Consider the following 25,566-nt stretch of genomic DNA (forward strand, 5'->3'; position numbering starts at 1 on the left):
GCCGTGACCACCAAGCAAACAGCGTCAGGTCGCCTCGGTGCCGCGATCATCGCGTTGCTCGCCGGGCTGCTGACCATTTTCATGATCGCCCCGGCGGCGAACGCCGCGGCGCCCGACCCGAGCACGATCGCGTCCGGCCTGAAGGACGGCGACCACTTCTACGCCGACCCCGCGGCGGACATCCCCGCCAGCGCCCAGGACGCCATGAGCAGCGCCGCCGAGCAGACCTCGACGGTCTACGTGGCACTGCTGCCCTCCGGCTCGATCACCAGCCAGTCCCAGGCGAAGACTCTGCTGACGTCCCTGCGCAAGGACGTCGGAGGCAAGGCGACCATCCTGGTCATGAACGGCAAGCAGCCGTTCGGTGTCTCCAACGTCAAGGGCATCGACGTGGACGAGCTGCTCCGCAGGGCGGCCACGACCTCGAGCCCGACGGACAACATCGTCAACTTCGTGAAGCTGGCCGACGACGCGGCCACCGGTGCCGGGCTGGGCTCCAGCCCCTCCCGCTCCTCCGGGGGCTCCTCGGGCGGCGTGCTGATCGGCATCCTGGTGCTGGCCGTCGCGGGCGGTCTGGGCATCTTCTTCTACTCCCGTAAGAAGAAGCGGCAGCGCGAGGCCCGTGAGGCCGCCGAGCTGGCCGCCGTCAAGCAGACCGTCGACGAGGACGTCACCAAGTTCGGTGAGGAGATCACCGACCTGGACACCGACGTCAAGCTGCTCGGCAACGGCTCCGATCACCTGCAGGACTGGCAGCGCGCCCTCGACTCCTACGAGCGGGCCAAGCTGGAGCTCGCGGCGGTCAACCGCCCCGACGAACTCCGCGGCGTGACCACCGCGCTTGAGGAGGGCCGCTACGCCCTGGCCTGCGTGAAGGCGCGCGTGAACAACCAGCCGCTCCCCGAGCGGCGCTCGCCGTGCTTCTTCAACCCGCAGCACGGTCCCTCGGTCCGTGACGTCCGCTGGGCCCCGCCCGGCGGCGCGGTGCGCGACGTGCCCGCCTGCGCGGCCGACGCCGAGGCCATCGAGCGTGGCTTCGAGCCGCAGACCCGTCAGGTCATGGTGGACGGCCACTACCGCCCCTACTACGACGCGGGCCCGGCCTACCAGCCCTACGCCTACGGCTACTACGGCGGCTTCGGCGACGTCATGAGCGCGATGCTCGTCGGCACGATGATGGGCAGCATGCTGGGCGGCGGCTGGGGCCACAGCGGTTACGGCGCCGGCTACGAGCAGGGCCTGGCCGACGGCGGCGGCGGCAGTGACTTCGGCGGCGGCGGAGGCGACTTCGGCGGCGGAGGCTGGGGTGACTTCGGCGGCGGCGACTTCGGTGGTGGTGACTTCGGTGGCGGCGACTGGTAGTCACCGCTGACGGATCCGGCGGCCACCACGGTCACCGGCTGAGAGCCCTCACCGGCCAGAGATCAGGACGGGCGCGTTCCCTCGGGGACGCGCCCGTCGTCGTTCGCGCGGGCGTGCACCATACGGCCCGGCACCGGGATGACGGGAGCCGGGGATCCGGAAACGACGTGGTGGGGACGTGCAAGCCTCCGTCTAGCGGGATGCAATGATCCACTGACACGATCGGGACTGTTCCAAGGAGGTTCCCGTGCGTCGTTCCGTTTCCCTGACACTCCTCGCCGCGATCTTCGCGCTGTCAGGGGCCATGATCTCTCCCGTCACGGCCCAGGCCGAGACGGCGGCCTCGGCCGCGGCCGGGCCGTGCAGGCCCGGCCAGGGCGCCAACCTGCGCGGCAGGGACTTCACCAAGGGCGCCGCGCTGCCGTACAGCCTGCGCTGCGCCGACCTGACCAAGGCGAAGCTGGGGGGCGTCGAGCTCATCCAGAAGGACCTGACCGGAGCGATCCTGCGCGGGGCCGACCTCAGGCAGGCCAACCTCACCCAGGCCACGCTGAAGTACGCCGACCTGCGCGAGGCGAACCTCAGTGAGGCCGACCTCGGACAGATGCACGCCGACCACGCCGACCTGCGCGGGGCGATCCTGGTCGACGCGGAGGCCGGGCAGGCCGAGTTCCCCTACGCCAACCTGACCGGGGCAAAGCTGACCCGGGCCGTGCTGACCCAGGTCAACTTCGTCAACGCCAAGCTGGTCGACGCCGACCTCAACGAGAGCAGGCCCGGCCAGATCAAGGGACGCAAGGCCGACTTCACCCGGGCCAAGCTGCACGAGGCCAAGATGGGGCAGTCCGACCTGGGCTTCGCGGTCTTCAAGGACGCCGACCTGCGCGAGGCCGTGTTCGACCAGGCCGAGCTCGACGGCGCCTCCTTCGTCGGCGCCCTGGTCGACGACGCCTCCTTCACCCAGGCCGACGACGCCGACCTGACCGGTGCCCGGGGGACCCCCAAGGGCATCGACGGGCCGTTCTCCGTGCCGACGCCCGCCGAGGAGCAGGCGAGCGACGACGAGCCGGAGAGCACGGCCACCCCGGACGCCCAGGCCTCACGGGGAGGGACGTCCGTCGGGCTGGTCATGGTCGTGCTCAGCGCGCTCGGCCTGGCGGTCACCGTGGTGGCCTGGGGGGTCAGCGCCCAGCGGCGCAACAGGCGCAACGCCAGGTTCGCGCTCATGCGGCGCGGGGCCGAGGAGGACATCACCCGCCTGGGCGAGGAGATCGACCAGCTCGACTACGAGTTCCAGATCAGCGGGCGGGGCGGCATGACCGCCGACGCCGACTGGCGGCACGCCCTCGACGCCTACGAGGCGGCCAAGAACGCGCTGGTGATGGCCAGGCGGGACGAGGAACTGCACTTCGTCGCGCGGGCCGTACAGGACGGCAGGAACGCCCTGAACAGGCTGCGCGCCAGGACGTCCCGCTGAGACGGGCTCAGACCGGGTGGCGGGCCAGGTGGGTGAGCAGGAGTTCGTTGACCCGGTCGGATGCCTCCAGCTGCAGCCAGTGGCCCGCCCCGTCCACACGTTCGTAGCGCCAGGGGCCGCTGACGTGCGCGGCCGTACCGGTCATCGACTCCTCGGTGAGGAAGCGGTCGCGGCTGCTCCACACCCCGAGCGTGGGGGCCCGCAGGGCGGGCGGCTCCGAGGGCGGGGCGACCAGGCTCTCCGGGGGCACGCCGGTCCGGTAGATCGCCAGGCCCGCGGTGAGCGCCTCCGGATCGCGCATGCGCGCGACGACCTCTTCGGCGTCGGGATGCCCCTCCAGCATCTCCCTGGCGTTGCGGAAGTCGTTCTGGCTGAGCCATCGCTCGGCGACACCGGCGAACTGGAACAGCAGCATGTACCACGACTTCTCCCGCTGCCGCCAGCCGGCGGCGGCCAGCGCGGCGGGGTGACCGACCGACAGGCAGGTGAGACTGGCCACCCGTTCCGGGGCGAACACGGCGAGGAACTGCGCGAGCGCCGAACCCCAGTCGTGTCCGACCACGTGCGCCCGCTCGACGCCGAGCGTGTCGAGGACGGCGAGCAGGTCGCCGACGAAGAGCCGGGGCTCGTACGCCTCAAGCCCGGCCGGTTTGTCCGAGTCGCCGTATCCCCGCAGGTCCGGCGCGATCGTACGGTATCCGGCGGCGTTCAGCGCGGCCACCTGGTAGCGCCAGCAGGTGTGGCTGTCGGGGTAGCCGTGCACGAGCAGCACGGCGGGCCCCTCCCCCTCGACCTGGACGTTGAGCCCGATCCCGTTGACGTCGAGACGTGTCATGGCGCTCCCGTCGGTTGGCGAGGTCAGATCCCGCTGGGGGTCATCGGCTGCATCAGGCGGCGGGCCGCCTCGGTGACGGACCCGGAAAGCGAGGGGTAGACCGCGAAGGTGTGGGCGAGCTGGTCCACGGTGAGCCGCTGCTGGACGGCCACCGAGACCGCCAGGATCAGCTCGGAGGCCCGGGGCGCGACCACGACGCCGCCGAGGATGATGCCGGTGTTCGGGCGGCAGAACAGCTTCACGAAGCCGTCGTTGAAACCCTGCATCTTGGCCCTGGCGTTGGTGGCCAGCGGCAGCTTGACGACGTTGGCCACGATCTCACCGGCCTCGATGGCCTTCTGGGTGACGCCGACGGCGGCGATCTCGGGGTCGGTGAAGATGTTGGAGGCGACGGTGGCCAGGCGCAGCGGCTGCACGGCCTCCCCCAGCGCGTGCCAGACGGCGATTCTGCCCTGCATGGCGGCGACGGAGGCCAGCATCAGCACGCCGGTGCAGTCACCCGCCGCGTAGACGCCGGGGGCGGAGGTGCGGGAGACCTTGTCCACCTGGATGAACCCGCCCCGGTCGAGGGTGACCCCGGCCTCCTCAAGGCCGATGCCCGAGGTGTTGGGGATCATGCCGACCGTCATCAGGCAGTGCGTGCCCTCGGCCGTCCTGCCGTCCTCAAGTGTGACGACCACGCCGTCGGCGGTGCGTTTGACGGACTCGGCGCGGGAGCGGCCCATGACGTTCATCCCACGGCGCCGGTAGACCTCCTCCAGGACCTCGGCGGCGTCGGCGTCCTCGTTGGGCATCATCCGGTCGCGCGAGGAGACGAGCGTGACCTCGGAGCCGAGCGAGCGGTAGGCGCCGGCGAACTCCGCGCCGGTGACGCCGGAGCCGACCACGATGAGGTGCTCGGGCAGCTCCTCCAGGTCGTACATCTGCCGCCAGGTGAGGATGCGCTCGCCGTCCGGCTCGGCGGAGGGCAGGATGCGCGGGGTCGCGCCGGTCGCCACGATCACGACGTCGGCCCGGATCGTCCGGTCGCCCGCCCTGACCACCTGGGGGTCGACCAGCCGCCCGGCGGCCTTGATCACCTCGACCCCCTCGGCGGCGAGCCGCGCGGCGATGTCGGCCGACTGGGCCTGGGCGAGGTGCTTGACGCGGCTGTTGACCAGCGGCATGTCGGCGATGACGCCGCCGACCTCCCCGTCGGGGCCGCCGGTGAAGTGCACCCCGAGCATGCTGGCGTCGAGCAGGGCCTGCTTGCGGACCGAGGTCGCGATCAGGGTCTTCGAGGGCACGCAGTCGGTCAGGACGCAGGCCCCTCCTGGGCCCTCCTGTTCGACCACGGTCACCCGCGCCCCAAGTTGCGCGGCCACCAGAGCCGACTCGTATCCGCCGGGCCCGCCACCGATGATCACGATCCTCGTCACGTACCCCATTGTCCCGCATCCTTTGCGGCATTCGCCCCCTGGGGCCCCTTCGCTTGTCGCAGAAGGACCGGTTATGGCAAAGGACACCCGGGTACGGTGGGCACCGGCGTGGGACAAAAGACACCGACACCACACCGACACACGTGAGCACCCGCCGGATCTTCGATTAGTGTTGGACGCTGTGCCTGTCTACGCCGCCTACGGCACCAACATGGACCCGAAGCAGATGGCCCTGCGGGCCCCTCACTCCCCCATGAGGGGGTCGGGCTGGCTTCAGGGCTGGCGCCTCACCTTCGGCGGGAACGACCTCGGCTGGGAGGGCGCCCTCGCCACCATCGTGGAGGACTCCTTCGAAGAGGTCTTCGTCGTGCTCTACGACGTGCCCGAGTGGGACGAGACCTCCCTCGACCAGTGGGAGGGCGCCGCGCGCGGCCTCTACCACAAGGTCAGGCTCCGAGTGCAGACCCTGGACGGCGAGGTCGTCGCCTGGTTCTACGTCATCGACGGTTACGAGGGCGGCCTGCCGTCCGCGCGCTATCTCGGCATCCTGGCCGAGGCCGCGGAGAAGGCGGGCGCGCCGGACGACTACGTCAGGCGGCTGCGGGGCCGTCCCTGCACGTCCGCGGGAGGCTGACCGGCTCCGTCCCGCCGTTTCCCACGGCGGGACGAGTACCCTCAGTTCGTGACCAACGACCCTTATGCCCTCGCAACGGACGCCGCAGCCGCCCTGAGGAAGGCCGTCGGCGTGAGCTCCTTCGATGTCGCCCTGGTGATGGGTTCGGGCTGGGTCCCGGCCGCCGACGCGATCGGTGAGACGATCGCCGAGATCCCGGTGACCGACCTGCCCGGGTTCGCCCCTCCCGCGGTCGAGGGACACGCGGGCAGGATCCGCGCGGTGCGCACCGGGTCCGGCACGAACGCGTTGATCTTCCTCGGCCGCACCCACCTCTACGAGGGCAGGGGCGTCGACCCGGTCGTGCACGGGGTGCGGACCGCGATCAGGGCGGGCGCGGGGACGATCGTGCTGACCAACGCGGCGGGCGGGCTGCGCCCGGAGACCCAGCGGGTCGGCGAGGCCGTACTGATCAGTGACCACATCAACCTGACCGGCACCAGCCCGATCACCGGCGCCACCTTCGTCGACCTGACCGACGTCTACACCCCCCGGCTGCGCGACCTCGTCCGGGAGGTCGAGCCGTCCATGACCGAGGGCGTCTACGTGGCCTTCCGCGGGCCGACCTACGAGACGCCCGCCGAGGTCCGCATGTGCAGGATTCTCGGCGGCGACATGGTCGGGATGTCCACGGTGCTTGAGGCCATCGCGGCCAGGGAGGGCGGGGCGGACGTGCTCGGCGTCTCCCTGGTCACCAACCCGGGCGCGGGCCTGGTCGGCGAGCCGCTCAACCACGAGGAGGTGCTGGCGGTCGGCCGCGCCACCGCCTCGCGCATGGGCGACCTGCTCGCCCAGGTCGTCTGCAAGCTGTAGCGGAGGCCACGATGAGCGACGATCTCCTGCGGCGCGCGCGGGCCTGGCTCGCCCAGGACCCCGACCCGGAGACCAGGGCCGAGCTGACCGATCTGCTCGACCGGTTCCCGGAGAGCCTGGAGGCGCTGCGCGAGCGCTTCCACACCAGGCTTGAGTTCGGTACGGCCGGGCTGCGCGGTGAGCTGGGCGCGGGCCCCAACCGGATGAACCGGGTCACGGTCATGCGCGCCGCCGCCGGACTCGCCCGGGCCCTCGGCCCCGGGGCGCACGTCGTGGTCGGCTACGACGCCAGGCACAAGTCCGACGTCTTCGCCCGTGACACCGCGGCCGTGCTCACCGGCGCCGGGCTGCGGGCCTCGGTTTTCCGCGGCCCGCTGCCGACCCCGGTGCTGGCCTTCGCCGTACGGCGTCTCGGGGCGGACGCCGGGGTGACCGTCACCGCGAGCCACAACCCGCCGAGGGACAACGGCTACAAGGTCTACTGGGGGGACGGCTCGCAGATCGTGCCGCCGGTCGACACGGAGATCTCCACCGCGATCGACGCCGTCGGGCCGGTCTCCGAGCTGCCGCTCGGCTCGTCGTGGACCGAACTCGGCGACGACGTCGTGGCCGCCTATCTGGAGGCGGTGACGGCGTTGCCCATCGGCGAGGCCAGGCGGCTGCGGGTCGCCTACACCCCGCTGCACGGCGTCGGCGGCGACCTGGCGGCACGTGCCTTCCTGGCGGCCGGGTTCGACGCCCCCGTGGTCGTCGAGGAGCAGGCGGCCCCCGATCCGGACTTCCCCACCGTCGCCTTCCCCAACCCGGAGGAACCCGGCGCGATGGACCTCGCGTTCGGGCTGGCCCGGCGGATCGACGCCGACATCGTGCTGGCCAACGACCCCGACGCCGACCGGTGCGCAGTCGGGGTGCGCCTGCCCGGCGGGGGTCACCGGATGCTCACCGGCGACGAGGTCGGCGCGCTCCTCGGCGAGCACGTGATCAGGCACACCTCCGGCGAGGACCGCCTGGTCGCCACCACGATCGTCTCCTCCTCACTGCTCGGCAAGATCGCCGCCGAGTACGGCGTCCGCCACGCGGAGACCCTCACCGGCTTCAAATGGATCATGAAGGCCGGGCCCGGGCTGGTCTTCGGCTACGAGGAGGCCCTGGGCTACAGCGTCGGCTCCGACGCGGGCCTGCCCGTCCACGACAAGGACGGCATCGGCGCCGCGCTGACCGTCGCCGGACTCGCCGCCGAGGCCGCGGAGCGGGGACGCACCCTGCTCGACCTCCTCGACGACCAGGCCAGGAGGTACGGCCTGCACGCCACGTCCCAGCTGTCCTTCAGGGTCGCCGACCTGTCGCTGATCACCGAGGCGATGGCCGGGCTGCGCGCCGTACCCCCGGCCGAGCTCGGCGGGCGCAAGGTCGAGGCGGTCGACGACCTGGGTGCGGGCCTGGACGGGCTGCCGCCGACCGAGGGTCTGCGTTACCGCCTGTCCGGGGGCGCCCGCGTCGTGGTCCGCCCCTCGGGTACCGAACCGAAGCTCAAGTGCTATCTGGAGGTCGTGGTGCCGGTCGAGGAGGAGGTCTCGGCGGCCAGGGAGCGGGCCGTACGCGACCTGGGCGCCCTGCGCGCCGACCTCTCCGCCGCCCTGGGCCTGTGACCCGCCACGCCGGGCCGGCGGCCGTCGTCCTGGATCCGTGACCTGCGGTCTTGGAAAAGCGACCTGCCGGTACGGCCGGCGAGCCGCCGGTCGGCTCCGGGCGGTAGGACAGCCCTCACCCCACGGCTACAGCTACCCTGAGTAATCGAATGCATGCTTTCTGATGCAGACGAGGCCGGGGCGTTCGCGCATCCGGTCTCCCTCCACAAGGAAGGCAGAGAGTATGCGTCCGATCCGCGCCCACCTGGCCGTGCTGGCCACCGCCCTGACCACCGTTCTGGCCACCGTGCTGGTGCCCGGGCTGTCCACCGCCGCCTCCGCCGAGACCGCCCCGGCCCCCCTGCCACCCAGGGTGACGCTCACCATCGGCGGAGGGCACGTGGTGAACATCGACGGCAGGGTCTTCGCCGCCCTGCTGCCCTCACCCCCGGCCACCAGGTTCCGCCTTCTGCCCACCCGCGGCGGCGTCCGGTTCCTTGACGAGCGCACCCACGGCCTGGTCTACGTCCCCGAAACCGAGCCCTTCACCCAGTTGCGCGTGAGCGGCCCCGGCCATGTGCCCCCGCACTCGGTCTTCGTCATCGAGGCGGCCACTCCCATCGAGGACGACCTCGCCTCCGGCCCCACCTCCGACCTGACCCCCGACGGCCCCGGCGAGGTGATCCGGACGGCCAGGATCAGGCTGGCGGGCACCGACCAGTACATCGGCCGCAACCTCATCGAGGACCGCAGCCTGCTGCCCAAGTGGGTGGTGCTGCTGCCGGCGGGGGTCCGCGCCCCGGTGTTCGGCATCCACCCTGTCTTCTGACCCTCTGACGCGCTCTCCGACGCCCGGCACCTGGGGCCGGGCGTCAGGAGAGAAGGGCTGCGACGATCATGGCCACCGAGACGGCCAGGGCCGCCAGGGCGGTCGGCGACCAGGTCACCCTGACCGTCCCCGGCTCCGGCACGGTGCCGGTGGCCTTCGACGCCGTCCGCTTGGCCGAGCGCGCTCGTTCGAGCAGCTGCTCGGCGACCCAGTCGGCGTGGGTCTTGCCCGCCAGCGCCTCGACCGCCGCCTGCTCGCCCTTCGACCGCGCGGGCTCGGTCCTGAGCCGGCCCGCCTTGCCCGGCAGGGCCCTGCGCATGGCGGAGACCCGCTCACGCCCCGAGGCCTGCGGCGTCCAGCAGCGGATCTTCCTGCCTCCCGAGGTGATCATGATCGAATGGGAGACGCTGACGTCGTCCACGAGCAGCCACGGCACGAAGAAGTTCCTGAGGGGGTTGCGGACCAGCACACCGTCCTCGACGAACTTGGTCACCGGGCGCAGGCAGGTGATAAGGACCACCGCGGTCAGCACGGTCAGCACCGCGGCGGCGATCATCGAGGGCCGCCCGCTGAACCGGACGATCAGATCGACCGCGTTGAAGGCGGCGAAGGCCATCCAGATCCAGCCGAGCACCTGCACGGCCGTCGATCGGAACGCCTGTTTCATCACACAGCTCCCACTCTCGTCACGGACCCCCATCCAACCCGATCGCGGGAGACTTCAACACATCCGCGGGGAATCACGCCCGCCATTTGAGCCGCGCGAACCCGGGCTTGATGACGCCGTTGATGAGCGCCAGCCGTTCGTCGAACGGCAGGAACGCCGACTTCATCGCGTTGATGGTGAACCACTGCAGGTCGTCCCAGCCATACCCGAAGGTCTCCGAGAGCTTGGCGAACTCCTCGGACAGGGAGGTGCCGCTCATCAGCCGGTTGTCGGTGTTGACCGTGACCCGGAAGTTCAGCGACCGCAGCAGCCCGATCGGGTGCTCGGCGATGGAGGGGGCGGCCCCGGTCTGGAGGTTGGAGGTCGGGCACATCTCCAGCGGGACGCGCTTGTCACGGACGTAGGCCGCCAGCCTGCCCAGTTTGGCCTGTCCGTCCTCGGAGACCGTGATGTCGTCGATGATGCGGACCCCGTGGCCGAGCCGGTCCGCGCCGCACCACTGGAGCGCCTGCCAGATCGACGGCAGGCCGAAGGCCTCACCGGCGTGGATGGTGAAGTGGGCGTTCTCCCGCTGGAGATACTCGAAGGCGTCGAGATGACGGGTCGGCGGGTAGCCCGCCTCGGCCCCGGCGATGTCGAAGCCCGCGACGCCCACGTCGCGGTAGCGGACGGCCAGTTCGGCGATCTCCATGGACCTGGCCTGGTGGCGCATCGCGGTCAGCAGGGTGCCCACCTTGATGCCGCGGCCCCGTGAGCCGGTCTCGAACCCCTCGATCACGGCCTCGATCACCTCTTCGAGGCTGAGGCCCGCCTGGGTGTGCTGTTCCGGCGCGTAGCGCACCTCGGCGTAGACCACGCCGTCGGCGGCCAGGTCCTCCGCGCACTCGGCGGCGACCCGCACCAGGGCCTCGCGGGTCTGCATGACGCCGACCGTGTGGTCGAAGGTCTCAAGGTAGCGTTCGAGCGACCCGGAGTCGGAGGCCTCGCGGAACCAGGCGCGCAGCGCGTCCGGGTCCGTCGTCGGCAGCCCGGCGTATCCCGACTCACGCGCCAGATCGGCGATCGTCTCCGGCCGCAGGCCACCGTCGAGGTGGTCGTGGAGCAACACCTTGGGAGCCTGACGGATCTCCTCAAGGGCGAGTGGCTGACTCATCTCCTCATCCTAGGGGCGAGGTCCGGGACGGACGGCGGCAGCCACGCGACCGTTCCGGGCGCCCTGGAACGGACCGGCCTGCCCGCCCGGATCCGGGAGGACCCCTTCCGCGCAATCGAAACGCATGCGTACACTTCTTGATGTGAACGGCACCGTTTCGACAGGAGGCCGGGATGCCGACGCGCCGACGCGGCGAGATCCGGGAGGAAGCCATCCTGCTCGCGGCCATGAGCCTGCTGGGTGAGGTCGGCTACGACCGGTTGACCATCGAGGCCGTCGCGGAGCGGGCCCACGCCAGCAAGGCCACGATCTACCGACGATGGCCGGGCAAGGCCGAGCTGGTGGGGACGGCCGTACGGCGGTATGCCGGAGCACCGGTGGCCGCCCCACCCGAAACCACGAACCTGCGTGACGACCTGGTGGCGGTGCTGCTGGAGCTGCGAACCGGCCTCACCGGTCAGGACAGCGCGCTCATCCTCGGGCTCCTCGTCGCGATGCGTCGCGACCCCGATCTCGCGCACGCCGTACGGCGACACGTCCTCGATCACAAACGCGACGTGTTCGCGGCCGTCCTGGCCAGGGCCGCCGCCAGGGGCGAGGTTCCCGAGATGGTCGACCACGCGCTCCTGGCCGAAATCGGCTCGGCCGCGCTGCTGTCCCGTCTCCTCGTCACCGGCGAACCCCTCGACGACCACTTCCTGCACACGCTCGTGGACGCGGTGCTGCTTCCCATGCTCAGCCGTCAGCTCAACCGACCATAAGGACTTCCACGATGTGGCAGACGATCGTTCTCAGTTTCCTCGGCGGCCTCGTCGCCGGTAACGGACTTCCGCACTTCGTCCGCGGCATCACCAGAAGCCGTTACCCGAGCGCCCTGGGCAACGGGCCCGTCCCCAACCTCGTCGCGGGATGGGCGGGCCTCGTCCTCGGCGGCGCGCTGCTGTGGTGGGCGCACATCGACCGGCACCCCGGGCCGGCCTTCGCCTCCATCGGCGTGAGCGTCCTGCTCATCGGCCTCTTCCACGCGGGCCCTGGCGCCTTCGGGCGTGGGGAGACGGCCTGACGGCCGTCAGAACACGTCCAGGCGGGCTCGCTGGTCCTCCGTCAGCTCCAGGTCGACGGCGGCCAGGCTCTCCTCAAGCTGTGCGACGGAGGAGGCGCCGACCAGCGGGATGATCGGGTACGGCCCGCCGAGCTGCCAGGCAAGCACCACCTGGTTGACCGTCGCCCCGGTCTCCGCGGCTACCTCGCGCAGCGCCGCGAGCCTGACGGGCGTTCCCGGGTGGTCGTAGTCCGGCGGCAGCTGCTTGTCCTGCCGGGCGTAGACGCCGCCCATCAGCGGGGAGTAGGCGACCAGGGTGAGGTCGCGCTCCTCCTTCAGGTAGCTCAGCAGTTCGGCCCCTGCGTGACCGAGACTGCCCTCGGGGAAGATGCCGTAGGGCATGTCGTAGCGCGGGCGCAGGAGGCTGTGCTGGTACTGCAGGACCTCGTAGCCGGGCAGCCCGGCCTCGGCGGCGATGGCACGGGCCCGCTCGACCCGCCAGACCGCGTGGTTGCTCACCCCGAGCAGCCCGACGGTTCCCTCGGTGACCAGCTCGGCGAAGCCCTCGACGGTCTCCCGCGCCGAGACGCTCCTGTCCTCGATGTGCGCGTAGAGCATGTCGAGCCTGTCCACCCCGAGCCGCTGCCTGCTGGCCTCGGCGGACTCCCTGATCGCCTTCGCGGACAGCCCGTCGGCGCCGTCGGCGTAGCCGGTGCCGGGCACGAGCGGGCGGGCGCCCAGCTTGGTGGCGATGACGATCTCGTCCCCGACGCCACGGCTGCGCCGCCACCGCCCGAGCAGTTCCTCGCTCCGCCCGCCCAGGCCTCCGTCGACCCAGTAGGCGTAGTTGTTCGAGGTGTCGACGAACGTCCCGCCCGCCTCGACGTAGCGGTCGAGGATCGCGTAGGAGGTGCTCTCGTCGGTCGCCGACCCGAAGAGCATGGCGCCCAGGGCGATCACGCTCACCTCGCGGCGGGTCTTCGGGTCGGTGCCGATGGTGCGGTACTTCATGGTGTCCTCTCCGGTACGGCCCGGCGTTCGCGGGCCCCGGGAAAGGAGTCTGGGATGTGGAGTGCACTCCAGGTCAAGCCCGGAGCCATCCGGTCGTCATTCTGAGCGGTTGGCGCTCTCCGGGGAGAAGGCGGGCAGGCACACCGCGACGTACTCGGCGCCCTCGGGGCCGGAGCTGTACCGGATCCTCTCCCCCGGCTCGCTCACGAACGCCTGGCCCGCGCCGACCTCGGTGACGCCCCCGTCGTGCTCGACGACGACCGTGCCTCTGAGCACGAGGGTGTACTCGGCGAACTCCGGCGTCTGGGCGGGTTCGTCCCACCCGGGAGGAGCCGTCATGTGGGCGATCGAGATCTGGGTGTCGCCGCTGTTGACCCGGCCGACGTACTCGTCGATGGTCTTGCCGCCGGGGACGGGGATGCGGGTGGCGTTGTCGATTCTGCGTACCATCGGGCCAGTCTGCCAGCGCGCGGGCCGGCCGCGCCGCCGGGGGACGTCCCCGGAGATCACGCCGGTCCGCCGGTGTACGGCCGGCCCGTGTGCGCGGTCGGTGCCGTCACGCCGGCGAACCCCACGCGGACCTTCGTACGGCCGGCCCGTGTGCGCGGTCAGTGCGCGACGTCGATGACCAGGCGCTGCGGGGCACGCTGCTCCAGGACCCGGAAGGGGGCCCGGTGGTCGAGGACGATGCCCACGCCGACCACGGCCTCGAAGTCTCCGGTCTTGACCACGCTGCGCACGTTGCCCAGCCCGGCGTGGAAGACCGGGCCGCCGACCCAGGTCGGGGAGCCGGTCTCACCGTGCGCGTTGGCGGGGGTGATGGTCACCTGGAGGTAGGCCCCTCCCGGGGCGTCGATCGGGTCGCCCGAACCGTCCTGGACCAGCCTGGGCACCCACTGCACGCTGTAGCCGGGCTGCCCGCCGTTCAGGTCGATCACCACCCGGTCGAACCCGTCGTGTTTGGCGAAGCGCGCCCCGAGTACGAGGGGCGGGTTGTCCGTGGTCCGCCTGACCGTGACCTCCCGCGTGCTCGTCGGGGGCCCGAGCCGGGTCTCCCCGGGGAAGTCGGGGGAGGCCGGGGCGGCGGAGGAGACGGAGGGTGAGACGGTGACGGTGGCCGTGACGGTCGGGGCGGTCGTCCCCGGAGCGGCCGAGGGCGGGCCGCCGGACAGGCCGCAACCGGTCAGCAGGACGAACGGGGCAAGGGCGAGTGCGACGCGGGTGCGCTTCATTATGGCCTCCTGTCCGGTTAGATGCCCAGAGGCCGGGCCGGGTTCACCACCTGCGAAGATCCACACCCGGCACACGGCCTCAGGGCCGCCGACGCGCCCCGGTTCCTGCGTCGGCGGCCCTGAGGACCGGGTTCCGCAGGCCGTACGGCCCGCGCGTCTCAGACGGTCTCCAGCACCCTGCCCTCTCCGGCGTCCCCGGCGTCCACAGCCGCGGATTCCGAGCGGGGGCGGCGCAGCCCGGTGAGGGCGACCAGCAGGCCGACCACGGCGAGGATCGCGGAGACCGTGATCGCGGCGCGGAAGGCGTCCAGCGGGTTGGCACCGGTGTTCGAGGTGAGCACGGCCGTCACGACGGCCAGCACGATCGCCCCGCCGACCTGCCCCGAGGTGTTGAGCAGGCCGGAGGCCAGGCCCTGCTCGTCGTCGGCGACGCCGTTGGTCGCCTGGATGTTCAGCGAGGGGAAGGACAGGGCGAAGGCGATGCCCAGCAGGACCATGCCGGGGATGATCAGCGTGGCCAGGCTGGGATCGGCGTTGACCCGCAGGAACAGGGCGAAGGCGCCCGCAAGCGAGGCCGAGCCGACCGCGATCAGCTTGCCGGTGCCGAACCGGTCGGCCAGGCTGCCCATCCTGGTCGACGTCACGGCCACCAGGACTCCGGCGGGCAGGAAGGCCAGCGCGGTCTCCAGGGCCGACCAGTGCAGGAAGTTCTGGAAGTACTGCATGGCCACGAACTGGAAGCCGACGTAGGAGCCGAACAGGATCACCAGTCCGAGGTTGGCCCGGACGATGGGCCCGGAGCGCAGGATGCCGAGCCGTACCAGAGGGTGCTTGACCTTCGACTCGGTCAGCACGAACAGGCCGAGCAGTACGGCGGAGCCGACCAGGGAGCCGATGGTGCGCAGGGAGAACCAGCCCGCGGCGGGCGCCTCGACGACGGTGAAGACGAGCAGCAGCATCGAGGCGGTGATCGTCACCGCGCCGATGAGGTCGTGACCGCTCTCCGCCCTCTCCTCACGCCGCTTGGGCAGGACCTTCATGGCCGCGAACAGCGCGATGATCGCGACGGGGACCGGCATGAGGAACGTCCAGCGCCAGCCGAGTTCGGTCAGGAAGCCGGAGATGACCAGGCCCAGCGAGAATCCGCTGGCGCCGGAGGCCGTGAAGACGCTCAGGGCCCGGTTGCGGGCGGGGCCCTCGGCGAAGGTCGTGGTGATGATGGACAGCGCGGCGGGGGCGGTGAAGGCGGCGCTGACGCCCTTGACGAACCGGGCGGCGATCAGCATCGTGCCGTCGTTGACCAGGCCGCCGAGGAGGGAGGCGAACACGAAGACGGCGAGCGCGGCCAGGAAGACCTTGCGCCTGCCGAGGAGGTCGGCGGTGCGGCCGCCGAGGAGCAGCAGCCCGCCGTATCCGAGCACGTAGCCGCTGACCACCCACTGCAGGGCGGAGGTGGAAAGACCCAGGTCGGCCTGGATGGACGGCAGCGCGACTCCCACCATCGAGACGTCGAGGGCGTCGAGGAAGATGACGGCGCAGAGCACCGCGAGCGCTGCCCAGAGGCGCGCGTCCCAGCGCTCTTCCGTGGAGGAGATCATGCGGACAACCATACATGCAGGCGCATCTAATGCAAGCGAACTTAATTCTCGTGCATTAGTTGACTGGGATGGTATGCTCCGCGACATGAACGAGGACTCCGTCGTGCACCTGTGGCGAGATGTGCTGGCCAGGCACGCCGCGGCCTCGTGCGCGCTGGAACGTGAGCTCTCCGAGCGCCACCGGCTCGGGATGAGCGAGTTCGAGGTCCTGGAGCGCATGGTCGAGGGCGGCCGTGACAAATACCGCGTCCAGGAGGTGGCCGACGCCGTCCACCTGAGCCAGAGCGCGTGTTCGCGGCTGATCGCGCGGCTGGAGAAGGCGGGCCTGGTCTGCAGGAACATGTGCGAGGCCGACCGGCGCGGGGTGTTCGTCCGCATCACCGACGAGGGCCGCGCGCGCCACAAGGAGGCCCTGCCGACCCACCGGGCCGTGTTGATGAGCGCCCTGACCACGGAGTCACGCCCCGCGGAGGCCTGATCTCCCACGTCCGGAGAAGCGCGGTCCGTGGTCACGGGCCGCGCTCTCGTGGTGTTCAGGAACGGGAGGAGGTGATCACCCGTTCCGCGCGACCGCCGTACCAGGCGGACCACACGCCGAGCAGCAGCAGCGTGCCGACCAGCAGCAGCGTGGACAGACCCGCCATGACGTCCACCGGTAGCAGGTAGACCAGCGGGATCCGCACGGCCGACTCGACCAGCAGGGCGAACGCCCAGGTCAGCGTCATCACGAAGTAGATCCGCCGGAAGGCCGCCAGATCGGTGTAGAGCCTGTCCCAGCGGGCGGCGGTCGCCTCGTCCTCCGCGCCGAGGCGCTTGGCGATCCCGAAGGCCGCCGGACGCCCGGCCAGGCAGGTGCCGATCAGGACGAGTCCGAGGACCGTCGTGGTCACCGACTTGACGACCAGCATGAACCGCTCATCCCCGGTGAGGAAGGAGAGGCCGAGACCGAGCGCGAACACCAGGCCCGTGCACGCGGCGAAGCCGTCCAGCCTGCGTTCCCTGACACCCACGTAGACCACGCGCAGCGCGCCCACACAGGTGGCGGCCAGCAGCGCGGCGTACTCGCTCAGGCCCAGCAGGCGCAGCGCGTAGTAGGCGGCGATCGCGGGAAGCACGTCCCACAGCAGAACCGGCAGCATCTTCCTCATCGGAACGTCCTCTCCAGCCAGTCGCCGATGCGGGCCATCGCCAGGCGCTGGGCGCCCGACTGGCAGTGCGCGTCGGCCCCCTCGGACCCGTGGAACTCGATGAGCGTCTTGTCGCAGGTCAGGTGGGCGTACAGCGTCTCGGGCTGCCCCCTGAACGCGAAGTCGTCGGGGGCGGAGCAGACGAGCGTCGGGCAGGTGATCCGCTCGGCGACGCCGTCGCCCAGATGGTAGTCGTCGAGCATCGCCCTGGCGTAGCCACTCGGCGAGGTGCCCGTCACCCAGGTGCCGTGGCCGATGGCCCAGCGCGTGACCGCGTCCCGCTCCATCAGCCCGCGCATGAACGTGTCGGCCTCCGGGTCGTCGAGGGCCCGCCTGGCCGCCTCCCTGTCGCCGCCGAACCTCTCGGCGATGACGACGCCCATGTCGTAGACGCCGTCGAAGGCGACGAGCGCCCTGACCCTGGGCTCGAACGCCGCCGCGCGCGGCGCCAGCAGGCCCCCCATGCTCGCCCCGAGCAGCGCGACCCGCTCCCCGTCCACGTACGGCCTGGCCTCAAGCCAGTCGAGCACCGGGCCGACCACGTTCTCCCAGTCGGGCCGGAAGACCAGGCCCTTCCTGATGGCGCCCGGCTGCCCGGGGCCGTCGAAGGTCAGCACGTTGAAGCCGCGTTCCCGCAGCGCCGCCGCCCCGAAGAAGTGCATCTCCTCCACGCTGCCGTCGAAGCCGTTGTGCATGACGACCGTGGCGCCCCCGCTGCCACGATAGAAGTAGCCGGGCAGCGTGGTCCCCTCGTAGGGGATCTCGACCGGCTCGATGTCATGGACCGCGGCGAACTCCCTGAAGGCCGCCACCTGCCGTGCGTAGGCGACCGCGAGGCGCGGGTCCGACGGGTCGCCGTGCAGGAAGAACTCGGCCGCGCGGTAGTAGTTGGACGCGCGCAGGAAGCCGTCGGCGGCGCTGATCCGGTGCCCGGCGACCAGTGAGCGCTCCGCCTCCGCAGCCACCCGGTCCGCCGTGGCCAGCCACTCGTCGTGCCAGCTGTCGTAGTCGCTCTCGGTGATGCGCTGGGAGGTCGTGACGACCTCGCCGAAGTCGGCGCCGCCGTAGGCGATGTGGCCGAACATGCGCAGTGTCTCGTACCAGAACGTGGTGTCTTCCGTGAAGACGAGAGGACGCACCCCGAACTCCTTAATGCGAGTAATTTCGCTTCAAAGTAGCGTGCGGGCGACGCTAAAGCAAGACGGTTCGCATTAGGCTGTTCTCATGCAACCTGTACAGCGACCGGGAGGGCGCACCGCGAAGGTCAGGACGGCCGTGCACGAGGCGGTGCTCGACCTGCTGCGCGAGGACCGCTGGGACGACCTGAGCATCGCCGTGGTGGCCGAACGGTCCGGCGTGCACCAGGCCACGATCTACCGGCGCTGGGGCACGCTCAACGCGCTGGTGGACGACGTGGTGGTCGAACGCCTGTCCCAGGGGTCCCCGGTGCCCGACACGGGCACGCTCCGCGGCGATCTGGAGGCCTACGCGCTCCAGGTGGCCGAGGACGTCGCGGGACCGCTGGGCAACCTCTACCTGCGCGCGGCCATGATCGGCTCACGCGGCCCCGAGGGCGCGACCTACCTGGTCGACCGGGCGGTGCAGCTTGAGGGCATGCTCGACAGGGCCGCCGAGCGCGGGGAGCGCCCTCCCACGCTGCTCGAACTGATGGAGGTCGTCATCGCGCCCCTGTACTACCACGCGATGTTCTTCAACCGCCCGGTCGGCCCCGACCACGCCCGTTCCCTGGTCGACAGGCTCCTCAGGCTGGGCGGCTGAGACCTGCGCTCAGGCCGTGATCCGGTCGATCACCAGGGGCAGCGCCTCCGCGGCTCCCCCTTCGGCGATGACGTAGGCGCCGTCGAGCGCGGCCAGCGCCCGCTCGAAACGGGAGGCGTCGTCGGCGTGCAGCGTCATCAGCGGCTGCCCCCGCCGTACGGTCTCACCCAGGCCCGCGTGCAGCACGACGCCCGCGCCGAAGGAGACCGGGTCCTCCTTGCGCTCCCTGCCCGCGCCGAGCCGCCAGGCGGCCAGGCCGACACCGTAGGCGTCGAGGCCGGTCAGCACGCCGGATTCGGGGGCGGTCACCTCAAGGGTCTCCGCGGCCCTGGGCAGCGGGGCGTCGGGGTCGCCGCCCTGGGCGGCGATCATGCGGCGCCAGACGTCCATCGCGGAGCCGTCCCGCAGCGCCCGCTCCGGGTCGCCGTCGATCCCCGCCGCCTGGAGCATCTCGTGGGCCAGCCGCAGCGTCAGCTCCACCACGTCCGCCGGGCCGCCGCCCGCGAGCACCTCCACGGACTCGGCCACCTCAAGCGCGTTGCCCACGGTCCTGCCCAGCGGCCGGTCCATCGCGGTGAGCAGCGCCACGGTGCGCACCCCGGCGTCCGTACCCAGCTCGACCATGGTCGTGGCCAGCTCGCGGGCCCGCTCCACGGTCTTCATGAAGGCGCCCGAGCCGACCTTCACGTCCAGCACCAGCGCCCCGGTGCCCTCCGCGATCTTCTTCGACATGATCGAGGAGGCGATCAGCGGGATCGACTCCACGGTGCCGGTCACGTCGCGCAGCGCGTACAGCTTCCTGTCCGCCGGGGCGAGCCCCTCCCCCGCCGCGCAGACGACCGCGCCGGTCTCGCCGAGCACCCCGAGCATCTCCCGGCCCGACAGCGAGGCGCGCCAGCCGGGGATCGACTCCAGCTTGTCCAGCGTGCCCCCGGTGTGCCCCAGCCCCCGCCCGGAGAGCTGCGGGACGTAGCCGCCGCACGCGGCGACCAGCGGCGCCAGCGGCAGCGTGATCTTGTCTCCGACGCCGCCGGTCGAGTGCTTGTCCGTCGTACGGCCCGGCAGCCCCGACCAGTCCATCCTGGAGCCGGAGCGGATCATGGCCTGGGTCCAGTCGGCGATCTCCCGCCGGTTCATGCCGTTGAGCAGGATGGCCATCGCCAGCGCGGACATCTGCTCGTCGGCGACCACGCCCCGGGTGTAGGCGTCGAGCACCCAGTCGATCTGCCCGGTCGACAGCTCACGGCCGTCCCGCTTGGTGACGATGACGTCGACGGCGTCCATTCCTCAGTCTCCCCGGTCCAGGTCGTCCGGCCCGAACGCGTACGGCAGGATCTCGGCCAGCGTTCTGGGACCGTCCACGGTCTCCACGAGCAGGCCGGGGCCGCCGAACTCCAGCAGCAGCTGCCTGCACCTGCCGCACGGCATGAGCAGCTCCCCACGGCCGTCCACGCAGGTGAAGGCGACCAGTCTGCCACCCCCGCTCGCCTGGAGGGCGCTGACCAGGCCGCACTCGGCGCACAGGCCCAGGCCGTAGGAGGCGTTCTCCACGTTGCAGCCGGAGACGACCCTCCCGTCGTCGACCAGGGCCGCGGCGCCGACGGGGAACTTCGAGTAGGGGGCGTAGGCGTGGGCCATCACCCGTACGGCCTCCCGCCTGAGGGCCGGCCAGTCCACGTTCTCCCCGCTCACTTCGCCTGCCCCCTGCGGTACGGCACGCCGTCGGCGGCGGGCGGGCGCAACCGCTGGGCGGCCAGCGAGAGCACCAGCAGCGTGGTGACGTGCGGTGCGACCGAGGTGAACTCCGAGGGGATGGTGCTGGTCAGCGCGAACACCACGAAGACCGCGACCGCCGCGATCCCGCTGATCACCGCGGCCCGGGTGCGCCGCTGGGCGACGAGCTGGTAGACGGCCGCGGCGGCGACGAGGATCGCCACCACGAGCAGCAGCGCGTGCACCGACTCCCCACCCCGGCGGAGCTGGAGCGCGTCGGTGTAGCCGAACAGCGTCGCGCCCGCGGCCAGGCCGCCGGGACGCCAGTTACCGAAGATCATCGCGGCCAGGCCGATGAAGCCCCGGCCCCCGGTCTGCCCCTCCCGGTAGGCGGTCGCGGCCACCAGCGAGAGGAAGGCCCCGCCGAGACCGGCCAGGGCGCCGGAGACGAGCACCGCGGCGTACTTGTGGAAGTAGACGTTGACGCCCAGCGACTCCGCCGCGACCGGGCGCTCACCGCAGGAACGCAGCCGCAGGCCGAAGGCCGTACGCCACAGCACGTAGTAGCTCAGCGGGACCAGCGCGATCGCCAGGACCGTGAACAACGAGACGTTCGTCAGCAGGCCCCGCACGATGCCCGCCAGGTCGGAGACCAGGAACCAGTGGCCGGACTCAAGGGCGGCCAGGCCGTCCCCGATCCCGGGCACGCTCACGATGCCGGGCTTGGGCACGGGGGGCGACTGGGAGTCGCCGCCACCCGGCATCTCCGCGAAAGTGATCTTGGAGAGGAACTCGGTGACGCCCACGCCCAGGATGTTGATCGCGACACCGGAGATGATGTGGTCGACCCCGAACGTCACGGTCGCGACCGCGTGCAGCAGGCCGCCCAGGGCACCGCCGATCGCCCCGGCGAGCACACCCGCCCACGGGTTGCCGAAGTGGAGCGCCCCCCAGGCACCGCACCAGGTGCCCATGACCATCATGCCCTCAAGGCCGATGTTGACCACGCCCGCCCGCTCCGACCACAGGCCGCCGAGACCGGCCAGGCCGATCGGGACCGCCAGCGCGACGGCGGCGTTGATCGCCCCCGCCGAGGTGAGGTCGGCGGCGCCGGTGACCGCCCTGGTGACCGAGAGCAGCACGACCAGGGCACCGAAGGCGGACAGCAGGACCGGCCAGGTGACCCTGAACCGGCGCGGCCTGGGCGGCTCCACGACGGGAGCCTTGGCCAGGGTGAGACCGCCTTCGCTCATGCCGACGCTCCTTCGGCCTGGACCTTGGGTCCGCCGGACAGCTCCTTGCTGACCCTGCGCTGTCCCGCCGAGATCCGGTAGCGGTGGACCAGCTCGTAGGCGACGATCACCGACAGGACGATCGTGCCCTTCATGATCTCGACGATCTCCGGGGAGATGTCGTGGATCTGCAGGATGTTCGACGAGGTGTCGAGGAAGGCCCACAGCGCCGCGCCGAAGGCGATGCCCACGGGGTTGTTGCGGCCGAGCAGCGCGATGGCGATGCCGGTGAACCCGAGCCCCGGCGGGAAGTTCAGGCTGTAGCTGTAGGACTCGCCGAGCAGGTTCGGCATACCCGCCAGGCCCGCGACCGCGCCGGAAATGATCATCGTGGTGAAGATCATCCGCTTGACGTTGACGCCGCTGGCCACGGCCGCGGGTTCCGAGCGCCCGGTGGCGCGCAGGTCGAAGCCGAACCGGGTCCGGTTGAGCACCACGTAGTAGAGCAGGCCCATGACGGCCGCCAGGATGATCAGGCCGTCCACCTTCAGCGGGCTCCCCGGGATGAGCGGGATGCCGGGGACCTGGGCGGAGGGGCCGAGCGGCTGGGTGCCGATGTTGTTGCTGCCCGCGACCTCGACCGCGAGCCGGTCCTTGTTGAGCAGCCAGGAGCCCAGGGCGGTCGCGATGGCGTTCAGCATGATCGTGGAGATGACCTCGCTGACGCCGCGCCTGACCTTGAGCACCGCGGCGATCGACGCCCAGCCCGCGCCGACCAGCACGGCCACCAGCAGGATCGCGGCGACGTGCAGCGGGGCGGGCAGGGTGATCGCACCGCCGACGGCGGCCGCGATGAGCGCCGCCAGCCGGTACTGTCCGTCGACGCCGATGTTGAACAGGTTCATCCTGAACCCGATCGCCACGGCCAGCGCCGACAGGTAGTAGCCGGAGGCGAGGTTCAACGCCAGCGTCAGCGACCTGGGCTGCAGGCCGTAGTCGACCATCGTGCCCATCGTCTCGATCGGCGGGGCTCCGGTGACCAGCAGGATGGCCGAGGTGACCAGGCCCGCGAACACGATGGCCAGGACCGGCGCGGCCAGCGAGAGCAGACCGCCGAGTTTGACCCGGCCCATCAGCCTGTCGGCGAAGGTGGACCCCGCCTCCCGGCCGCCGGCCGTACCGTCGCTCATGCCGCCTCCCCCGCGCCCGTCATGGCCGATCCCAGCAGCTCGGGCGTGACCGTCGCCGGATCGACGTCGGCGACCAGCCGTCCGCGCAGGATCACCTTCAGCGTGTCGGACAGGCCGATCAGCTCGTCCAGGTCCGCCGAGATCAGCAGTACGGCCAGCCCGGCCGCGCGGGCGGCCCGCAGGTGGTCCCAGATCGCGGCCTGCGCCCCGACGTCCACCCCCCGGGTCGGGTGGGAGGCGATCAGGAAGACCGGCTCCCCGCTCATCTCCCTGCCGACGATCAGCTTCTGCTGGTTGCCGCCGGAGAGGGACGCGGCCTCCACGTCGATCCCCGGCGTACGGACGTCGTACTGCTCGACGATGCGCCGGGTGTCCGCGCGGGCGCCCGCGCGGTCGATCCAGGGTCCCCTGGCGTTCGGCCGCCGTGTCTGGTGGCCGAGGATCCTGTTCTCCCAGAGCGGCGCCTCAAGCAGCAGGCCGTGCCGGTGCCGGTCCTCGGGGATGTAGCCGATGCCCGCCTCACGGCGGCGCAGCGTCGTCCAGGCGGAGATGTCCTGGCCACCGAGGAGGATCTCCCCCTCCGCCTGGCGCATCCCCATGACGGCCTCGACCAGCTCCGCCTGGCCGTTGCCCTCGACGCCCGCGATGCCGAGCACCTCGCCCTTGTGGATGTCGAAGCCGATCCCCTCGATGAGGACCCTGCCGTCGGGCGCGCGGACCGTCAGGTCCCGCACCGAGAGCGCGACCTCGTCGGTGACGGTCGACTCGCGCGTCTCCGGGCTGGGCAGCTCGCTGCCGACCATCAGCTCGGCCAGCTGCCTGGCGGTGACGTCCGCGGGGTTCACCTCGGCGACGGTCGTGCCGCGCCTGATGACGGTGACGGCGTCGGCGACCGAGAGCACCTCGTCCAGCTTGTGGGAGATGAAGATGATCGTCAGGCCCTCACGGACCAGGTCGCGCAGGTTCTCGAAGAGCTCGTCCACCTCCTGCGGCACGAGCACCGCGGTCGGCTCGTCGAGGATGAGGATGCGGGCTCCCCGGTAGAGGACCTTGAGGATCTCCACGCGCTGCCGCGCGCCGACGCCCAGGTCCTCGATCATGGCGTCCGGATCGACGCCCAGGCCGTAGGAGTCGGAGATCTGCCTGATCCTGCGGCGCGCGGCGCCGAAGTCGATGGCGACCCCGCCGACGCGGGGCTCGCTGCCGAGGATCACGTTCTCCAGAACGGTCAGGTTGTCGGCGAGCATGAAGTGCTGGTGGACCATGCCGATGCCCACGGCGATGGCGTCGGAGGGAGATCTGAAGGTCACGCCCGTGCCGTTGACCCGGATCTCACCCTCGTCCGGACGCTGCATGCCGTACAGGATCTTCATGAGGGTGGACTTGCCCGCGCCGTTCTCGCCGACGACGGCGTGCACGTGGCCTTGCTGGACGGACAGGGAGATGTCGCGGTTGGCCACGACGCCGGGGAACCGTTTGGTGATCCCCTCAAGCTCGACGGCCGGTGTCGAGGTGCTGATGACGGCCCCCTCCGTACGGATGGCCACGGTGGTGAAAGCGCAACGCTGGACGTTACCCAAAGGGCCCGGGGAGGAATCCGCCGGGCCCTTCGAGGTCGTGGATCAGGAGGTCTTGTCGGGGACGACGATCTCGCCGGAGACGATCTTCTGCTTGAGCTCGTCGAGCTGGGCCTTGATGTCGTCGACCTGGCCGCCGGTGGTCGAGTAGTCGACACCGCCCGCCTTGAGGTCGTAGACCGTGGTGCCCGGCTTCAGCGAGTTGGAGGTGAAGCCCTTGAGGAAGTCGAAGACGGCGACGTCGACCTTCTTGATCATGGAGGTCATGATCACGCCCTGCACCTCGGGCGCGGCGGTCTTCGCCTGGTCGGAGTCGACGCCGATGGCCAGCCCCTTGGCGGACTTGGCCGCCTCGAACACGCCGCCACCGGAACCGCCCGCGGCGTGGTAGACCACGTCGGCGCCCGCGTCGAACATGCCCTGCGCGGCGGTCTTGCCCTTGGCCGGGTCGTTGAAGCCGGTGAAGTCCGGCGGCTGGGTGAGGTACTTGACGTCGATCTGGACGTCAGGCTTGATCTTCTTCGCCCCGGCGTAGAAACCGGCCTGGAACTTCTGGATCAGCGGCACCTGGACACCGCCGACGAAACCGATGTGCTCCTTCTTCGACTTCAGCGCCGCGGCGGCACCGACGAGGTAGGAGCCCTCCTGCTCGGCGAAGAGCAGGTTGGAGATGTTGGGGCCGGTGGCCGCGGCGTCGTCGACGATCGCGAACTGCACGTTGGGGAACTCGGCGGCGACCTTCTTCAGCGAGGCCGAGTAGGCGAAACCGATGGCGATGACGGGGTTGTAACCGCCCTGGGCGAGCAGCCTGAGCCGCTCCTCCTTGGCCGCCTCGGTCTCGCCGCTGCCCGCTTCGAGCTCCTTGGTGTCGGCCAGGCTCAGCTCGGTCTTGGCCTTGTCGAGGCCCGCGGCCGCGGCGTCGTTGAAGGACTGGTCACCGCGACCGCCGATGTCGTACGCCAGACCGACCTTCGGTCCCTTCTCCTGCGGAGCGCCACTCGCGCTGGCGTCGGGCTTGGCCGACGTCGCCGGCTCCTCGCTTCCCCCGCACGCGGCAGCCCCCATGAGCATGCCTCCCGCGACCACCGCCGCGGTCAGCCTGCCGAACCGGTTCCGAAGCAAGATGGACCCCCTTCGCGTTCAGTGCACG

At 71.2% G+C, this 25,566-nt stretch carries 26 protein-coding genes; 10 read left to right on the forward strand and 16 right to left on the reverse strand.

The genetic code is table 11. The annotated features are described in order from the left end of the window. The first annotated feature begins 3 nt into the window (after nt 1–3). The gene (locus ABZ470_RS06165) at nt 4–1,362 is read left to right on the forward strand and encodes a hypothetical protein (RefSeq protein WP_362910313.1); all 1,359 of its coding nucleotides are present in this window, start codon (nt 4–6) and stop codon (nt 1,360–1,362) included. 247 nt (nt 1,363–1,609) lie between these two features. Next, nucleotides 1,610–2,839 carry a pentapeptide repeat-containing protein gene (locus ABZ470_RS06170; protein WP_362910315.1) on the forward strand — a complete coding sequence of 410 codons (1,230 nt, stop codon included), beginning with the start codon at nt 1,610–1,612 and terminating at the stop codon, nt 2,837–2,839. Nucleotides 2,840–2,846: 7 nt separating this feature from the next. Here ABZ470_RS06170 and ABZ470_RS06175 read toward each other — a convergent pair whose 3' ends face one another. Both ABZ470_RS06175 and ABZ470_RS06180 read right to left on the reverse strand, forming a co-directional pair. Next, on the reverse strand, nt 2,847–3,674 hold the full coding sequence (locus ABZ470_RS06175) for an alpha/beta fold hydrolase (RefSeq protein ID WP_352010024.1): 828 nt from the start codon (nt 3,672–3,674) through the stop codon (nt 2,847–2,849). A gap of 23 nt (nt 3,675–3,697) precedes the next feature. After that, nucleotides 3,698–5,092, reverse strand: a complete 1,395-nt coding sequence (locus ABZ470_RS06180) for an NAD(P)H-quinone dehydrogenase (RefSeq protein WP_362772768.1) — start codon at nt 5,090–5,092, stop codon at nt 3,698–3,700. 181 nt (nt 5,093–5,273) lie between these two features. On the opposite strand from ABZ470_RS06180, the gene ABZ470_RS06185 reads away from it, so the two are divergent. The 4 genes from ABZ470_RS06185 (at nt 5,274) to ABZ470_RS06200 (ending at nt 9,035) form a co-directional block, all read left to right on the forward strand. Next, complete coding sequence (locus ABZ470_RS06185; RefSeq protein ID WP_352010026.1) at nt 5,274–5,726, forward strand: gamma-glutamylcyclotransferase; 453 nt, start codon at nt 5,274–5,276, stop codon at nt 5,724–5,726. A gap of 48 nt (nt 5,727–5,774) precedes the next feature. Then, the gene (locus tag ABZ470_RS06190) at nt 5,775–6,578 is read left to right on the forward strand and encodes a purine-nucleoside phosphorylase (RefSeq protein WP_352010027.1); all 804 of its coding nucleotides are present in this window, start codon (nt 5,775–5,777) and stop codon (nt 6,576–6,578) included. Between the two features lie 11 nt (nt 6,579–6,589). Continuing rightward, entirely contained in the window at nt 6,590–8,227 is a 1,638-nt protein-coding gene (locus ABZ470_RS06195) for a phospho-sugar mutase (protein WP_362910317.1), read from the forward strand. 223 nt (nt 8,228–8,450) lie between these two features. Continuing rightward, the gene (locus tag ABZ470_RS06200) at nt 8,451–9,035 is read left to right on the forward strand and encodes a hypothetical protein (protein WP_362910319.1); all 585 of its coding nucleotides are present in this window, start codon (nt 8,451–8,453) and stop codon (nt 9,033–9,035) included. Nucleotides 9,036–9,078: 43 nt separating this feature from the next. Here the strand turns inward: ABZ470_RS06200 and ABZ470_RS06205 are convergent, their stop codons facing one another. Further along, the gene (locus ABZ470_RS06205) at nt 9,079–9,702 is read right to left on the reverse strand and encodes a hypothetical protein (RefSeq protein ID WP_362910321.1); all 624 of its coding nucleotides are present in this window, start codon (nt 9,700–9,702) and stop codon (nt 9,079–9,081) included. A 73-nt stretch (nt 9,703–9,775) separates the two neighbouring features. Then, nucleotides 9,776–10,855: an adenosine deaminase gene (locus ABZ470_RS06210; protein ID WP_362910323.1), complete on the reverse strand. Its 1,080-nt coding sequence runs from the start codon at nt 10,853–10,855 to the stop codon at nt 9,776–9,778. A 173-nt stretch (nt 10,856–11,028) separates the two neighbouring features. On the opposite strand from ABZ470_RS06210, the gene ABZ470_RS06215 reads away from it, so the two are divergent. Both ABZ470_RS06215 and ABZ470_RS06220 read left to right on the forward strand, forming a co-directional pair. Then, a complete protein-coding gene (locus tag ABZ470_RS06215; protein WP_362910325.1) occupies nt 11,029–11,616 on the forward strand; it encodes a TetR/AcrR family transcriptional regulator in 588 nt (195 codons plus the stop codon). 11 nt (nt 11,617–11,627) lie between these two features. Further along, the gene (locus ABZ470_RS06220) at nt 11,628–11,918 is read left to right on the forward strand and encodes a hypothetical protein (RefSeq protein WP_362910327.1); all 291 of its coding nucleotides are present in this window, start codon (nt 11,628–11,630) and stop codon (nt 11,916–11,918) included. Between the two features lie 6 nt (nt 11,919–11,924). Here ABZ470_RS06220 and ABZ470_RS06225 read toward each other — a convergent pair whose 3' ends face one another. The 4 genes from ABZ470_RS06225 to ABZ470_RS06240 form a co-directional block, all read right to left on the reverse strand. Continuing rightward, on the reverse strand, nt 11,925–12,908 hold the full coding sequence (locus tag ABZ470_RS06225; protein WP_362772783.1) for an aldo/keto reductase: 984 nt from the start codon (nt 12,906–12,908) through the stop codon (nt 11,925–11,927). Between the two features lie 96 nt (nt 12,909–13,004). Beyond that, nucleotides 13,005–13,358, reverse strand: a complete 354-nt coding sequence (locus tag ABZ470_RS06230) for a cupin domain-containing protein (RefSeq protein WP_362772786.1) — start codon at nt 13,356–13,358, stop codon at nt 13,005–13,007. 158 nt (nt 13,359–13,516) lie between these two features. Continuing rightward, the gene (locus tag ABZ470_RS06235; RefSeq protein WP_362910329.1) at nt 13,517–14,140 is read right to left on the reverse strand and encodes a hypothetical protein; all 624 of its coding nucleotides are present in this window, start codon (nt 14,138–14,140) and stop codon (nt 13,517–13,519) included. Nucleotides 14,141–14,298: 158 nt separating this feature from the next. Next, nucleotides 14,299–15,738 carry an MFS transporter gene (locus tag ABZ470_RS06240; RefSeq protein WP_362910331.1) on the reverse strand — a complete coding sequence of 480 codons (1,440 nt, stop codon included), beginning with the start codon at nt 15,736–15,738 and terminating at the stop codon, nt 14,299–14,301. Between the two features lie 85 nt (nt 15,739–15,823). Between ABZ470_RS06240 and ABZ470_RS06245 the strand changes: the two genes are divergently transcribed. Continuing rightward, nucleotides 15,824–16,216, forward strand: coding sequence for a MarR family transcriptional regulator (locus ABZ470_RS06245; RefSeq protein WP_352010038.1), 393 nt, complete (start codon nt 15,824–15,826; stop codon nt 16,214–16,216). Between the two features lie 55 nt (nt 16,217–16,271). Here the strand turns inward: ABZ470_RS06245 and ABZ470_RS06250 are convergent, their stop codons facing one another. Both ABZ470_RS06250 and ABZ470_RS06255 read right to left on the reverse strand, forming a co-directional pair. Then, complete coding sequence (locus ABZ470_RS06250) at nt 16,272–16,886, reverse strand: VC0807 family protein (RefSeq protein ID WP_352010039.1); 615 nt, start codon at nt 16,884–16,886, stop codon at nt 16,272–16,274. Continuing rightward, the gene (locus ABZ470_RS06255; RefSeq protein ID WP_362910333.1) at nt 16,883–18,064 is read right to left on the reverse strand and encodes an alpha/beta fold hydrolase; all 1,182 of its coding nucleotides are present in this window, start codon (nt 18,062–18,064) and stop codon (nt 16,883–16,885) included. Before ABZ470_RS06255 ends, ABZ470_RS06250 begins: the two co-directional genes overlap by 4 nt. An 85-nt stretch (nt 18,065–18,149) precedes the next feature. Here ABZ470_RS06255 and ABZ470_RS06260 point away from each other — a divergent pair, with 85 nt between their 5' ends. Further along, on the forward strand, nt 18,150–18,704 hold the full coding sequence (locus tag ABZ470_RS06260; protein WP_352010041.1) for a TetR-like C-terminal domain-containing protein: 555 nt from the start codon (nt 18,150–18,152) through the stop codon (nt 18,702–18,704). A gap of 9 nt (nt 18,705–18,713) precedes the next feature. Here ABZ470_RS06260 and ABZ470_RS06265 read toward each other — a convergent pair whose 3' ends face one another. The 6 genes from ABZ470_RS06265 to ABZ470_RS06290 all read right to left on the reverse strand — a co-directional run bounded on the left by ABZ470_RS06265 (nt 18,714) and on the right by ABZ470_RS06290 (nt 25,538). Then, nucleotides 18,714–19,988, reverse strand: a complete 1,275-nt coding sequence (locus tag ABZ470_RS06265; RefSeq protein WP_352010042.1) for a thymidine phosphorylase — start codon at nt 19,986–19,988, stop codon at nt 18,714–18,716. Between the two features lie 3 nt (nt 19,989–19,991). Then, nucleotides 19,992–20,381, reverse strand: a complete 390-nt coding sequence (locus tag ABZ470_RS06270; RefSeq protein WP_362910335.1) for a cytidine deaminase — start codon at nt 20,379–20,381, stop codon at nt 19,992–19,994. Nucleotides 20,382–20,392: 11 nt separating this feature from the next. After that, nucleotides 20,393–21,670, reverse strand: a complete 1,278-nt coding sequence (locus ABZ470_RS06275; protein ID WP_352010044.1) for an ABC transporter permease — start codon at nt 21,668–21,670, stop codon at nt 20,393–20,395. Further along, nucleotides 21,667–22,839, reverse strand: a complete 1,173-nt coding sequence (locus ABZ470_RS06280; RefSeq protein WP_362910337.1) for an ABC transporter permease — start codon at nt 22,837–22,839, stop codon at nt 21,667–21,669. The genes ABZ470_RS06275 and ABZ470_RS06280 overlap by 4 nt, the downstream gene beginning before the upstream one ends. Beyond that, nucleotides 22,836–24,386, reverse strand: a complete 1,551-nt coding sequence (locus ABZ470_RS06285; protein ID WP_362910339.1) for an ABC transporter ATP-binding protein — start codon at nt 24,384–24,386, stop codon at nt 22,836–22,838. Before ABZ470_RS06285 ends, ABZ470_RS06280 begins: the two co-directional genes overlap by 4 nt. Before the next feature lie 75 nt (nt 24,387–24,461). After that, nucleotides 24,462–25,538 (reverse strand): BMP family ABC transporter substrate-binding protein, encoded by a 1,077-nt coding sequence (locus ABZ470_RS06290; RefSeq protein WP_352010047.1) that lies wholly within the window; start codon nt 25,536–25,538, stop codon nt 24,462–24,464. Nucleotides 25,539–25,566 lie beyond the last annotated feature (28 nt).

This window comes from Streptosporangium sp. NPDC020072 (assembly GCF_040631445.1).
Lineage (GTDB): Bacteria > Actinomycetota > Actinomycetes > Streptosporangiales > Streptosporangiaceae > Streptosporangium.